Source organism: Sutcliffiella sp. NPDC057660 (assembly GCF_042800035.1).
Lineage (GTDB): Bacteria > Bacillota > Bacilli > Bacillales > Bacillaceae_I > Sutcliffiella_A.
The window spans coordinates 64328-77197 of the sequence record NZ_JBHVHV010000011.1 but is presented as its reverse complement, the minus strand read 5'-3'; the positions used below and the strand labels follow the sequence as shown (position 1 = coordinate 77197).

16 protein-coding genes are annotated in these 12870 nt (G+C 44.0%); 3 read left to right on the top strand and 13 right to left on the bottom strand.

The window, feature by feature from the left end:
* Nucleotides 1–223: 223 nt before the first annotated feature.
* The 9 genes from ACFVAD_RS13955 to ACFVAD_RS13915 form a co-directional block, all read right to left on the bottom strand.
* Nucleotides 224–757 carry a dihydrofolate reductase family protein gene (locus ACFVAD_RS13955; RefSeq protein ID WP_386641055.1) on the bottom strand — a complete coding sequence of 178 codons (534 nt, stop codon included), beginning with the start codon at nucleotides 755–757 and terminating at the stop codon, nucleotides 224–226.
* Nucleotides 758–865: 108 nt separating this feature from the next.
* Nucleotides 866–1180, bottom strand: coding sequence for a thioredoxin family protein (locus ACFVAD_RS13950; protein ID WP_386641052.1), 315 nt, complete (start codon nucleotides 1178–1180; stop codon nucleotides 866–868).
* A gap of 27 nt (nucleotides 1181–1207) precedes the next feature.
* On the bottom strand, nucleotides 1208–1555 hold the full coding sequence (locus ACFVAD_RS13945; protein ID WP_386641049.1) for a toprim domain-containing protein: 348 nt from the start codon (nucleotides 1553–1555) through the stop codon (nucleotides 1208–1210).
* Between the two features lie 151 nt (nucleotides 1556–1706).
* Nucleotides 1707–1952, bottom strand: coding sequence for a YusG family protein (locus tag ACFVAD_RS13940; protein ID WP_386641046.1), 246 nt, complete (start codon nucleotides 1950–1952; stop codon nucleotides 1707–1709).
* 65 nt (nucleotides 1953–2017) lie between these two features.
* A complete protein-coding gene (gene gcvH / locus ACFVAD_RS13935; protein ID WP_386641441.1) occupies nucleotides 2018–2401 on the bottom strand; it encodes a glycine cleavage system protein GcvH in 384 nt (127 codons plus the stop codon).
* 73 nt (nucleotides 2402–2474) lie between these two features.
* On the bottom strand, nucleotides 2475–2831 hold the full coding sequence (locus ACFVAD_RS13930) for an arsenate reductase family protein (protein WP_386641043.1): 357 nt from the start codon (nucleotides 2829–2831) through the stop codon (nucleotides 2475–2477).
* Nucleotides 2832–3005: 174 nt separating this feature from the next.
* On the bottom strand, nucleotides 3006–4790 hold the full coding sequence (locus ACFVAD_RS13925) for an acyl-CoA dehydrogenase family protein (protein ID WP_386641040.1): 1785 nt from the start codon (nucleotides 4788–4790) through the stop codon (nucleotides 3006–3008).
* 27 nt (nucleotides 4791–4817) lie between these two features.
* On the bottom strand, nucleotides 4818–5996 hold the full coding sequence (locus ACFVAD_RS13920; protein WP_386641037.1) for an acetyl-CoA C-acetyltransferase: 1179 nt from the start codon (nucleotides 5994–5996) through the stop codon (nucleotides 4818–4820).
* Between the two features lie 45 nt (nucleotides 5997–6041).
* On the bottom strand, nucleotides 6042–8426 hold the full coding sequence (locus ACFVAD_RS13915) for a 3-hydroxyacyl-CoA dehydrogenase/enoyl-CoA hydratase family protein (RefSeq protein ID WP_386641034.1): 2385 nt from the start codon (nucleotides 8424–8426) through the stop codon (nucleotides 6042–6044).
* 232 nt (nucleotides 8427–8658) lie between these two features.
* On the opposite strand from ACFVAD_RS13915, the gene ACFVAD_RS13910 reads away from it, so the two are divergent.
* Nucleotides 8659–8805 carry a YuzL family protein gene (locus ACFVAD_RS13910; RefSeq protein ID WP_386641032.1) on the top strand — a complete coding sequence of 49 codons (147 nt, stop codon included), beginning with the start codon at nucleotides 8659–8661 and terminating at the stop codon, nucleotides 8803–8805.
* 74 nt (nucleotides 8806–8879) lie between these two features.
* Here the strand turns inward: ACFVAD_RS13910 and ACFVAD_RS13905 are convergent, their stop codons facing one another.
* Nucleotides 8880–9797, bottom strand: a complete 918-nt coding sequence (locus ACFVAD_RS13905; protein ID WP_386641029.1) for a proline dehydrogenase family protein — start codon at nucleotides 9795–9797, stop codon at nucleotides 8880–8882.
* Between the two features lie 289 nt (nucleotides 9798–10086).
* Between ACFVAD_RS13905 and ACFVAD_RS13900 the strand changes: the two genes are divergently transcribed.
* Both ACFVAD_RS13900 and ACFVAD_RS13895 read left to right on the top strand, forming a co-directional pair.
* A complete protein-coding gene (locus tag ACFVAD_RS13900) occupies nucleotides 10087–10374 on the top strand; it encodes a hypothetical protein (RefSeq protein ID WP_386641026.1) in 288 nt (95 codons plus the stop codon).
* Between the two features lie 15 nt (nucleotides 10375–10389).
* A complete protein-coding gene (locus tag ACFVAD_RS13895; protein WP_386641023.1) occupies nucleotides 10390–10728 on the top strand; it encodes a spore coat protein in 339 nt (112 codons plus the stop codon).
* Nucleotides 10729–11015: 287 nt separating this feature from the next.
* Here the strand turns inward: ACFVAD_RS13895 and ACFVAD_RS13890 are convergent, their stop codons facing one another.
* Genes ACFVAD_RS13890 through ACFVAD_RS13880 form a run of 3 tightly spaced genes read right to left on the bottom strand, consistent with a single transcriptional unit; the run spans nucleotide 11016 to nucleotide 12868 of the window.
* Nucleotides 11016–11270, bottom strand: coding sequence for a YusU family protein (locus ACFVAD_RS13890; RefSeq protein WP_386641020.1), 255 nt, complete (start codon nucleotides 11268–11270; stop codon nucleotides 11016–11018).
* Nucleotides 11271–11294: 24 nt separating this feature from the next.
* Nucleotides 11295–12053 carry an IucA/IucC family C-terminal-domain containing protein gene (locus ACFVAD_RS13885; RefSeq protein WP_386641017.1) on the bottom strand — a complete coding sequence of 253 codons (759 nt, stop codon included), beginning with the start codon at nucleotides 12051–12053 and terminating at the stop codon, nucleotides 11295–11297.
* A complete protein-coding gene (locus tag ACFVAD_RS13880) occupies nucleotides 12050–12868 on the bottom strand; it encodes an ABC transporter ATP-binding protein (RefSeq protein ID WP_204412328.1) in 819 nt (272 codons plus the stop codon). Before ACFVAD_RS13880 ends, ACFVAD_RS13885 begins: the two co-directional genes overlap by 4 nt.
* Nucleotides 12869–12870 lie beyond the last annotated feature (2 nt).

Below are 12870 nucleotides of genomic sequence, written 5' to 3'. Positions count from 1 at the left end.
TCTATTTCCTGCAATTCAATTCTATCCAATGCATTATATGTCGGTTCTATAAAACACCGCTGTTGATTTCCGCACTAGGCGCAGCGATCCAAGGGGCGGTGCTTGAGTCTCCTCGGCTTTGCCTGCGGGGTCTCAAGTCTACCGCTACCACCCGCAGGAGTCTTCGCCTATTGCTCCAATCAACAGCTAGTTACATAAATTTCATTAACAGCGTCTTTTATATTTATCTGATTGTTTCATAATGCATTTCGGCAAATTGCTTATAGCGTCTTACATCCAATAGCTTCAATCTGTTTTCATGGTCTCCTGGCATGAACAAGGGAATACCGCGACCGATGATGGAAGGGGCAATTTGAATGATGAATTCATCCACCAGCTTATCTTTTAGAATCGGGTCCAATACCTCTCCGCCACCGACAATCCATATCCTTTTACCTTGCTTGTTCTTTAAGGATTTAGTGAATTCTGCTACATCTTCATTGATGAAAGTGACGTTCTCATTTGATCCTGTCATAGTACGGGAGAAAACATAGCATTCCTTTCCTTTATACGGAAATTCATCCGGTGAAAGAATCAGAATCTGTTCATAGGTTTTACGCCCCATCACAATGGTATCTATGCTGTCGTAGAATTCTTGATAGGTGGTGTCCTCCTCCCCTTCCGTACCGATCAGCCAATCCAATGAATGATCCTCACGTGCTAGGTAGCCATCCACACTGATTGCTCCGTAAAATAGCACTCTGCTTTGATTGCTCATATATTAATCCTCCTTCAACGAACTGGTGTTCTTAATTATAAATTACCTGTAACAGTAAATCAAACGTAAACACACATAAAAAAACACCCCGCTAAAGGTGTTTTTTACTTACTCATTCTTATATTTTTGAAATAGCATAAAGAGGTGCTCCACCGAGTGGAACGCGTACAATTTTTCATGGATGGTTCCTTTTCTGAATATCATCAGGCAGGGAACACTTTCTATTTCCCATTGGATCGCGAGCTCCCGAATGTAATTGACATCGAGCATGCCATACTGATAGGACGGAAAAAGCTCTTTTGTCACTTCAAGCATCCTCCTGGCTACCTGGCATGTTCCGCACATGGGAGTGTAAAAGTACACAACTGTCACCTGGTCTTTCTCTATTTCATCTAATAGCTGTTCTTTTGTCCAATCCTTCATTTCCTCATCCTCGTTGCATAATGCTTATTATAAATAGTGTGTATGAATATCGATATTTGCACTTAGCAATACAGTCGCAATATGCTGGTAGGGAGCGCTTGCTACCTCCCGATACATGCGATCGATATAGAGATGCTCCGCTTCCGGGAATTCCCGCTTGAAAAGCCTCCGCAGTTTGTCCCCGGAATCATCGGAGTCCACTAAAATATACACTTCCTTATCATATAGGTCTTCCATCAATTCGTCTAATCGTGTCACACTTATTGTGCCATTCGTACATATGATATGAACGGGTTCGTTGATAATCTGCTGAATCCTTTTTTTATCCGATTTCCCCTCGACAATGATGATTTTGTCTACATCGATCATTTCCATACCCATCACCTGTTCTTAAAAGTGTATAAAGCAACCATTCTTTATACTATTCATATTCTGCTTACTATGAATGTTCCCCTTTTTATTGAATATAAGTGCAGTTAATAGAAAAAAGGGGCGGAACTTTATAAGGTCCCAACCCCACCGATGGCTAACACCATCCATTTTCGTCGTCGCAATCTACATATTTGGCATCTTTTTCAGACGGTACCTGAACCTGTTGGAAAATATGGCTTCCTTCCTGTTCGTACCCGTTTTTCAACGAATATTGGTTCCCTCGTTCCGTGAAAGTCACTTGACCGATGGATTCGTTCTCCACGTAAAGATTGAATCCTTGATCCGACAACTTCCCGACAACTCGATCTGTGATGTCTAACCGTTTATTTTCCAAAGTCATTCCATATCACCCTTTTAGACTGTATTGGCAGCTAAATTTATGGTGCCCGGAATGGTGTCTGGTTATTAGTCTTCTTTTGTCATTGCCTCGTACTGCTCAGCAGTCATAAGCTTGTCCACTTCGCCTGCTTCCGTTGGCTCAACAACGATCATCCAAGCTTTTTCGTAAGGGGACTCGTTTACAAACTCAGGGCTGTCATTCAGGTCTTCGTTTACTTCTACCACTTTCCCACTGATAGGAGCGTAAAGTTCAGAAACCGTTTTAACCGATTCTACACTTCCAAATGGCTCATCTGCAGAGATTTCATCTCCAACTTCAGGAAGTTCCACAAATACGATATCTCCAAGCTCGGATTGTGCAAAATCAGTGATACCAACGCGTACTTTTTCGCCTTCTACTTTTACCCACTCATGTTCTTCGGAATAGCGCAATTCTTTAGGTGTGTTCATCATTCTTGACCTCCATAAAAGTGATAGTATTTAGAACTCATACCGCAAAAATTGCGGTAAGAAATGAGCTTTCTTATTTCCAGGTGTCTTCAAACAGCTTTTCATTGAAACCAACAGTCACATTGTTGCCGTCGGTTGTGATCGGGCGTTTGATCAGCATGCCATCTGTTGCCAATGTATCCAGCATTTCAGCTTCGGACATGGTCTTCAGTTTGTCCTTCAAGCCCAGTTCGCGGTATTTCATGCCGCTGGTGTTGAAGAACTTCTTCAATTCCAATCCGCTTTTCTTGTATAGTTCCTCCAGCTCTTGGCTGGAAGGCGGATTTTCAACAATATGTACTTCATTCAGTGCTACATTATGCTGCTCTAACCACTTTTTTGCATTCCTGCAAGTGCCGCATTTCGGATACCAGTAAAATGTCACATTCATTACGTTTTGCACCACCTTACATACAAGAATTTACTCATATATTGTAGCACAAAGGAGAAGATTACTCCTAATTTTCAACACGCTATTTTCTATTATTCGACCTATTTTGCATAAATCCTTCTTCAAAAAAAATAAAGCGCTTGGAGAATTCCAAGCGCCTTATGGTAAGAATGGTTATACAGTGTACTTCTGTGCATCCAATACTGCAGCTGCGATTTCGCGTTTTTTTGCTACTACATTGATTGGTGTGTGGCGTGTGAATTTGCGAAGCGCGGAAAGCATCATGCGCAATGTGTCGCCGGTTTCTGCTGCAATCAACGTTTCTTTTGCATCCGCTTCGATCTGGTTGAATGCCTCTTGGCAGAATACTTGCGTGTAAAGGATCTTTTGCTTGTTCTTTTCTTCACCTGACTTGGCAATCGCCTTTTCTGTACGAAGGACTGCAGACTCCATGGAGTAGACATTGCTGATGATGTCAGCGATGTTGACAAGCAACTCTTGTTCTCTTTCCAACGCTTTTCCATATTTCTGTGCAGCTAAGCCTGTCATTAAGATGGCAATTTTCTTCGCGTTCTTTACAAGATATCTTTCCTGTTCCAATACGCCATCGCCAACTTCCTCAGGCATAAGCATCATCAATTCTTCCTGTAGGCTTTGAGCTTTTTGGATCAGTGGAAGTTCCCCTTTTAATGCTTTTCGTAAAAATGTGCCTGGCACCAATAGGCGGTTGATTTCGTTTGTCCCTTCAAAGATACGGTTGATACGGGAGTCACGGTACATTCTTTCCACTTCATATTCAGCCATGAAACCGTAGCCTCCATGGATTTGAACCGCTTCATCCACTACAAAGTCCAGTGTCTCAGAACCGAATACTTTATTCAGGGAACACTCAATTGCGTATTCCGCTACTGCTTTTGCAACAGCATTAGGATCTTTCTCCTCTTCCTTCGTCAGTCTGCCCATGCTGTCTTCAAAAAGACCAACTGTACGATAAACGGAGCTTTCCGTTGCATATGTTTTTGTCGCCATGTTTGCCAACTTCTCCTGGATTAAAGAGAACTTGGCGATTGGCGTTTTGAATTGCTGACGCTGGTTGGCATAAGTGGCAGCCAGCTCGATTCCACGCTTGGAGCCCCCAACAGTCCCTACCGCCAATTTGTAACGGCCGATATTCAGGATATTGAATGCGATAACGTGGCCGCGGCCAATTTCACCTAGCAGGTTTTCTTTCGGAACCTTCGCATCTTCCAAAACCAAGGTACGAGTAGAAGAGCCTTTGATACCCATTTTCTTTTCTTCCGGCCCAGTGGATACCCCTTCATACTCACGTTCCACGATGAAAGCGGAGAAATGCTCGCCATCCACTTTTGCATAGACAACAAACACATCTGCAAATCCTGCATTGGTAATCCACTGCTTTTCACCGTTCAGGACATAGTGAGTGCCTTCTGCGTTCAATTTAGCGGTTGTTTTTGCGCCAAGTGCATCAGAACCTGAACCAGGCTCTGTCAATGCATAGGCTGCCAATAATTCACCGGATGCAAGCTTTGGCAGATATTTTTGCTTTTGGTCTTCATTTCCGAAGAGGACGATTGGCAGTGAACCGATTCCTACATGTGCTCCATAGGATAAAGAGAATCCGCCCGCTCTTGAGAATTTTTCCGTGATGAGGGAAGAACTGATTTTATCCAGCCCGAATCCGCCGTATTCCTCCTGTACATCCGCTCCTAAAAGTCCAAGCTCTCCAGCTTCTTTCAAAAGCTTTACAGAGATATCGAAGTTATGGTGCTCGATCTGCTCCAGATTCGGGACCACTTCATTTACCACAAACTCCTCAGTCGTTTTGGCAATCAGTTTATGCTCATCCGTGAAGTCCTCAGGTGTGAACACTTTTTCAGCTGCAATATCATCCAGCAGAAAGCTACCGCCTTTTACTACATTTTCTAATGTATTTGACATATCATTTTCCTCCTTGAAATGGTTTTTCTATGCTAATAATTCGAACACGCCAGCAGCACCCATACCGCCGCCGATGCACATGCTGACAATTCCGAACTGCTCGTTGCGGCGCTTCATTTCGTGAAGCAGCGTCAGTGTTAATTTAGATCCCGTACAACCCAGTGGATGTCCGAGTGCAATGGCACCACCATTTACATTCACCTTGTCTTCATCAAGCCCAAGCTCACGCATAACCTGGATCGCCTGGGAAGCAAAGGCCTCGTTCAGTTCAAGCAATCCGATATCGGAAAGCTCGAGTCCTGCAAGCTTTAACGCTTTTGGAATCGCGACTACCGGTCCGATACCCATCACTTCCGGTGGAACCCCTCCAACTGCAAAGGAACGGAATTTTGCGATTGGCTTCAAGCCCAACGCCTCTGCTCTTTCCCTTTCCATAACAAGTACGGATGCCGCACCGTCACTAGTCTGGGAAGAGTTACCGGCTGTGACTGACCCTTTTATATTGAAAGCAGGTCTCAGTTTTCCTAAAACATCAAGAGTGGTACCTGGTCGCACACCTTCATCCTGGCTGAAGGTGAAGCTTGATTCCTGAAGTTTGTGATTAGCACCAACTTTTCGTACGGCTACATCAACAGGAACGATTTCGTCGACAAACTTGCCTTCCTGGATCGCTCTTGCCGCTCTTTCATGGCTTCTCACAGCAAAAGCATCCTGATCTTCACGACTCACACCATATTTGGACGCAACCTGCTCGGCTGTGTGCCCCATACCCATGTAGTACTCCGGCGCTGAATCTACAAGTCTTGCGTTTGGACGCACCGTATGGCCGACCATCGGCACCATGCTCATGGATTCCGCTCCGCCTGCAAGGATGCTTTCAGAATGGCCAAGCATGATCCGCTCTGCAGCATAGGCAATTGTTTGTAACCCTGAAGAGCAGTATCTGTTGATGGTAATGGCTGGAACACTGGATGGAAGTCCTGCCAATCCACCGATATTTCTTGCCATGTTCAATCCTTGCTCCGCTTCCGGCATCGCACATCCAAAGATGAGGTCATCGATTGGACCATCGTAATTGCCAGCTCTTCTTAATGTTTCTTTTACTACCAATGCCCCTAGATCGTCTGGTCGTACTGTAGCTAAAGATCCTTTTTTCGCTCTGCCTACTGGTGTTCTAGCACCAGCAACTATCACCGCTTCTTTCAAAGTGCTCCCCTCGCTTTTCTAGTAGTTTAGTATTCTATGAATAGATTAGTTGCGTAATGGTTTTCCTTTTACAAGCATGTGCTGCATCCGCTGCTGGGATTTCACTTCCCCTACAAGGCTCAGGAATGCTTCGCGCTCAAGATCCAATAGGTACTGTTCATCTACTTCCGTGCCATATGGTACATTTCCGCCAGCGATGACATGTGCCAGTTTTTTGGCTATTTTCAGGTCATGCTCAGAGATGAATCCTGAATACTGCAAGTTATAGGCACCAAGCATCAGTGTGGCATAGCCTGTTTCCCCTACCACTGGGATCTTTTTGCGTACCGGTGGAGTGTAGCCTGCTTCAAACAAATGAAGTGCCGCTTGCTTTGCATCATGTATGAGATGATCGCCGTTAAAGCTGATTTGATCTTTGTTATTCAGCAGGTGCAGATTTCTCGCTTCTGCAGCTGATGTGGATACCTTTGCAGTCGCAATCTGCTCGAACACCTTGTTTGCCACTTTTTGCAGGTCATAGTCCAATCCCTCTGGCATGCTGTTCAAGTGCTTGATATACAGCTCTTTGTTACCGCCTCCACCAGGGATGAGTCCTACTCCCACTTCCACAAGGCCCATATACGTTTCGCTGGATGCCTGAAGCTGGCTTGTCGGTAGGCATATTTCCGTACCGCCGCCGAGTGTCATGCCGAATGGTGCAGCGACTACCGGCTTAGGACTGTATTTGATTTTCATCATCGCTTGCTGGAAGTGCTTCACAACCATATCGATTTCGAAATAGTTGTCATCCTGCGCTTCCATCAGTATCATTGCAAGGTTTGCCCCTACGCAGAAGTTCTTGCCCTGGTTGCCGATGACAAGACCTTTATAATTCTTATCCACTTCCTCAATCGCGTAATTGACCATTTGGATGATATCAAGCCCTATTGCGTTATTAGGCGAGTTGAATTCCAGTAGTGCAACATCATCCCCAAGATCGATCAGGCTTGCTCCGGAATTCTTTTTGATGACGCCCTTTGTTTCTTTCAATGTTTTAAGGTGGATAACCTTTTTGTTCACATTCATTGTTTTGTATGTGCCATTGTCATAGTAGGAAGTGGTCCCGTTGTCTTTTTTATAGAAAGTGCGGTGGCCATTTGCCAATAGCTCATCCACCCACTTCGGAACCGGGATTCCGTCTTCCTTCATTTTCATGACGGACTCTTCGACACCGATTGCATCCCATGTTTCAAAAGGTCCATGGTCCCAGCCGAAGCCCCACTTCATCGCCTGGTCGATTGCCCCAATATCATCCGCAATTTCCCCAAGAAGTTCTGCAGAATAGCTCAGAACCGGCGCAAGGATGCTCCAAAGGAGATTGCCTGCACGATCGTCCGCGTATACAAGCGCTTTCATTTTATTGCTGTAGCCTTTTGCCTGCTTGCTCATTTCCAATGCCGGCGTTTTCAATTTTTTTCTTTGCTCATATTCAAATGTCTCGGCATTCAGCTCGAGAATCTCTTTTCCCTGCTTCAGGTAGAATCCTTGCCCGGATTTGCTTCCAAGCCAGCCGTTCGCCTGCATTTTCTTCATAAAATCAGGTACTTGGAAAACTTCCTTCTCCGCACCTTCCACTTTGTCGAATACATTGTTTGCTACATGGATGAATGTATCAAGTCCCACTACATCCAATGTACGGAATGTTGCACTTTTCGGTCTTCCGATTGCCGGACCTGTAACAGAATCAACCTCACCGACACTGTAGCCGCCTTCAAGCATCTGCTTCACCGTAACAAGCAAACCGTATGTTCCGATTCTATTGGCAATAAAGTTTGGCGTATCTTTGGCAAGCACGATTCCTTTTCCAAGGACATCCTCCCCGAATCTTTTGATAAAGCTTACCACTTCAGGGTCTGTATCCTGTGTCGGAATGACCTCTAATAATTTCAAGTAGCGTGGTGGATTGAAAAAGTGTGTACCAAGGAAGTTCTTTCTGAAATCATCCGAGCGTCCTTCTGCCATTGCTTCAATGCTAATACCCGAAGTGTTGGAGCTGATGATGCTGCCCTGCTTACGATGAGCATCCACTTTCTCAAACAATTGCTTTTTGATTTCCAGGTTTTCCACGATGACTTCAATCACCCAGTCACATTCTGCAATTTTTGCGATGTCATCTTCCAGGTTGCCTGCTTCAATTAATTGCAGGTTGGATTTGGTTGTCAGTGGTGCCGGTTTTTGTTTGAGTAATTTTTGCAGAGCTGTGCTCGTATATTTATTACGTACTGCTTTATCAGAGAGTGTTAAGCCCTTTTGCTCTTCTTCACTCGTTAGTTTGTTAGGAACGATATCTAACAAGATTGTAGGAATACCAACGTTTGCTAAATGTGCCGCAATTCCGGACCCCATCACACCAGATCCGATGACAGCAGCCTTTTTAATACTATGTTTCATTCTTCCTCCCCCTTGATAGTTGAATTTGATTTGATTTCATTTGTTGAATGAATACTCATTCATTTTTACTCCAAAAAAATATCTCCTTTACAAGAGTTCCTTTGATTTCAATCATAAAGTATTTATAGAATTTTCGCAATAAATAAATTAGGTTTTTCCATTTTATTTTACATGATCAACCTGCATGTGTTTTTCCTTGGAGGTAAAAATATGAAAGACGGAGGTGATAAGGATGGCAAAGATGAAAAAACAACCCTCACATGCGGCTAAAAGTGCAGCAAGCGTGAAAGGAAATTCAGGTCCGACGGTTGAGATGGATTATAGCGGGAAGAAGACGAGCAATAATCAGCAGTATGGGAAAGCGAATATGGAGGATTAATCAGCCAATTCTCTCCTGAATAATATTAAAAGGGAGAGCGTATTGTTCGCGCTCCCCCTTTTACATTTGTTCCATTATTTTTTTATCATACCCTTAAGGACGAATGCCACGTTTGCAGGACGCTCCGCCAGACGGCGCATGAAGTAGCCGTACCAGTCCGTACCATATGGAACGTAGACGCGCATTTTGTAGCCCTCTTTTACTAGCTCCAGCTGACGCTCCGGACGAATTCCGTACAGCATCTGGAATTCGAATTGGTCATTCGGGATATTGTGCTTCTTTACTAATTCTTTAGTAAACTCGATCATGGCATCATCATGCGTCGCAACTGCTGTGTAGTTGCCGTTCAAAAGATGCATTTCAATGATTTTTTTGAAGTTATCGTCTACATCCTTCTTTTCAGGAAAAGCAACATTTGGTGACTCTTTGTATGCTCCCTTTACCAGACGAAGATTTGGATTGTATTGATTCAAATCCTCGATATCCGTAACGGTACGGAAAAGGTAAGCCTGGATGACTGTTCCTACATTATCGAATTCTTCCTTCAGCCTCTTGAAGATTTCAATTGTCTTGCCGCAGCGGGAATAGTCTTCCATATCAATGGTGACAAATACACCGTTTTCCTTGGCCGCAGTCAAAATTCTGCGCATATTTTTCATAACAATCTCGTCGGAAATGTCCAGACCCATGGATGTCATTTTTAAAGATAGCTGAGAATCAAGCTTTTCTCTTCCGATAGCACGGATCGCTTCGATGCTGTTGTCTGCCATCTCATTTGCTTCCTGTTCCGTATCAATAAATTCACCAAGATAATCAATGGTCACACACAGGTCTTTTTCATTTAATTCCTTGATGCTTTGGACTGCCTGATCAATTCTTTCCCCGGCTACGAATCGTCCCGCTCCGAATCGCAGGCCATATTTTCTTGCCATTTTTGTTAACGCTTTATTCTTTGATAAAAATAAAAACGCATTGCGCATAACTTGTTCCATGATGTTGTTCCTCCCATTGCTTCTAGATGTTCTCTCTATATAAACTTAGGTGCAAGCCTATTAATATTATTCCGAAAAACCGGTAAACGCTTTCAACCCTTGCGGAAAAATAAATCTCATCCTCATTTTATCACCTTTTCAAAAGTTTGAATACAAAATATTTGTCGGGAAATAGTTAATTATGTCGCTTTTTATTTGGAGTTATTTTTCAACAAAGAACTGTTTTCGTACATAGAAATGCAGAATCGGGACATTATACAAGTGATATTGAAAATCAGGAGGTCGTTGTATGCAACAACAACAGCAACAGCAGCCATCAACTGCGCAGCAGACAGGCTATTATCCACAGCCACCAGCAATTGTCACTACCAAAGACTCATTATATTTTGCAGATATGCTTTCTTGGAATCTGCTTGCGATGAAAAAGGCACATTTTTTTGCAAGTCAATGTCAGGACCAGGAAGTGGTACAGGCCATTGAAAAAGCCGGCCAAATGCACCAGCGCCATTACCAGAAAGTACTATCCCATGTTCAAGGCCAAAATCAAATGCAACAACAACAATCGCCACTTCAATAAAGGAGGGGAATCTGGATGAACCAGCAGAAGATTCAAAACCAGGAGACGCAAGTTCCAAAAACACCACAAATGAATGACCGTGATTTCATCAATGATATGCTCGCAACGGAAAAATACATGACCGCTTCCTACAGCACAGCACTGAATGAGGCAAGCAATCAGCAGATCTATACGGATTTACTGGCAATCTTCAATGAAACGCAGAACTGCCAGCGTGAATTGTACAACCTTATGTTCCAGAAGGGCTGGTATGCCTTGGAACAGGCTGACCAGCAGAAACTTCAGCAGCAATACCAACAATTCCAGGGCTATACAAACCAGTTTCCTTATGGAAATAACGGCATGATGCAATAAGTGAGGAAAAGCAGCGATGGATGCTGCTTTTTTCTTTTTGATTGATTGTTTCCTGGTATCTATTTTGTTTTAATCTGTCCACTTTGAGTTGTATTCTGTCGGGTCCGGGCATTATTCTGTCGGAATCTTACTATTATCTATCCGAAAGGTGCAATAATCTGTCCAAACTAAGTCATAATCTGTCCACTTTACATATTTAACCAATTTCCGCCCGAACAATAGCTTACTCTCCTCCCACAGTAGCACTAACAAAAAAAAAGAACCATCTCCCGATAAGGAAGACGGTCCTATTTCTTTGCGCTGCCCGCACGATGAGCATCATTCAATTCTTTAATTTCTTTGATCAGGGTCATCATGTCCTGCTTGGCATCCGGGTATTGCTCGTTCCAGTGCTTAACCAGTGGTGGCATGGACTTTGCGATGTAGGTGTAGAGTACCCAGGCCTTGACGTTTTCCTTTTGTTCATCCGAGCACTCCCCTAAAAGAAGCTCCGTATATTTTTCAAGTAATCCATCAAGCTGTTGCTCCAATTTTTCATTCATCGTATTTCCTCCTCACCTTGCTCTCTAGACTTTGCATTCGAGTGGACAGGTTGAACAACGCGCGCCAGAAGTATTGGTCTGGTAATAGAAGCAGCATGTTTTCCTCACCCTTATATTCGCTTGATGCTTCTCCACAAACACTTTCTCACTGTAGAAGGTTTCTGCTGGATTCCGGTTCATTCCGAATAAAGAGGAAGGTGCATCCAAGAGCGCCTGAAAATCTTCAGTTGCATGTTCGGTCACATCCAATTTCGGCAGGATGGTTTCATACAGCCAGTACACATAGAGCATGACATTTTCCCATAAGGTCTGCCTTGAAACTTTCGCTTCCTTCGCAACTTGCTCGATTAACGGTACAAACAGCCCCTGGAAAAGTGAATTAAAATGCCTTGTTCTCCAATCACTACGACCTTCCGATAGAGCCTCCTCCATCTCTATTTCATAGAAACGGATTTTTGGCAGCCAGGTTCCTTTGTCATAGAAGGAATCCAGCCAAATATTCTCCGGGTCGATTTTCAGGGTCTTATTAAATGCTGACATGCTTAAGAGACAATTGACTGCAAGAAAACCTAGTCTTTTCAGCAGCATGGATGCAGCAACATCATTTTTATCGGTGCCAAGATCTTCCCGTATCGTATCAAGATAGGCACAAACCGCTCCCTCTTCCAATAACGAGGCAAGCTTCACCGAATTCGGGGATGAAGACCGGCCTACCACCAATCGTCCATTCTCCTCCAAAAACCTCTGTTCAGTGTGTGTGAGGATTGTTGTTTCTATCCTCATGCCCTTAACCCTTCCAGATTTGGTACGATGCATCGGCCTCTGCCATGAGGGATGCATAGTGGTGTTCCGAAAAGCGGATCGGTTGTCACCTGGCAGCTCATATCAAAGACATTTTTCACAAGATCACAGTTGATGACTTCCTCAGGTTTCCCTTGGGCATAAATCTGCTTATCACGAATGGCAACAATATGATGGGCATAGCGGCAAGCCAGATTCAGATCATGCAGGACCATGATGATCGTACGGTTTTCTTTTTCATTCAGTTCAAACAAGAGATCCAATATTTCAATCTGATGTGTCATGTCCAGATAGGTGGTCGGTTCATCGAGCAGGATGACATCCGTTTCCTGTGCAAGTGTCATGGCGATCCAGGCTCTTTGGCGCTGCCCGCCTGACAGGGAATCGACCGTACGCTCCGCCAATTCCTCCATCCCGGTTGCACGAAGGGAATCCCATACGACTTTTTCATCATGATCGGACCATTGCTTTAGCCACGATTGGTAAGGATATCTGCCTTGCTTGACGAGTTGCAGGACCGATAACCCTTCCGGTGCGACCGGTCCCTGCGGCAAGATAGCAAGCTGTTTTGCGATTTCCTTTGTCGACTGCTTGGAGATCGCTTTTCCTTCCAGGAGCACATTCCCTTCAGCAGGCTTTAACAAACGAGCTAATGAACGAAGTAGAGTGGACTTCCCGCAACCATTTCCTCCAATGAATACGGTAATTTCCCCTTTTGGGATTTTCAGATCTAATTCCTCGATAATAATGGAATCACCGTAGGATAATGTCAGGGACTGAGTTTCTAATGCGTTCATGT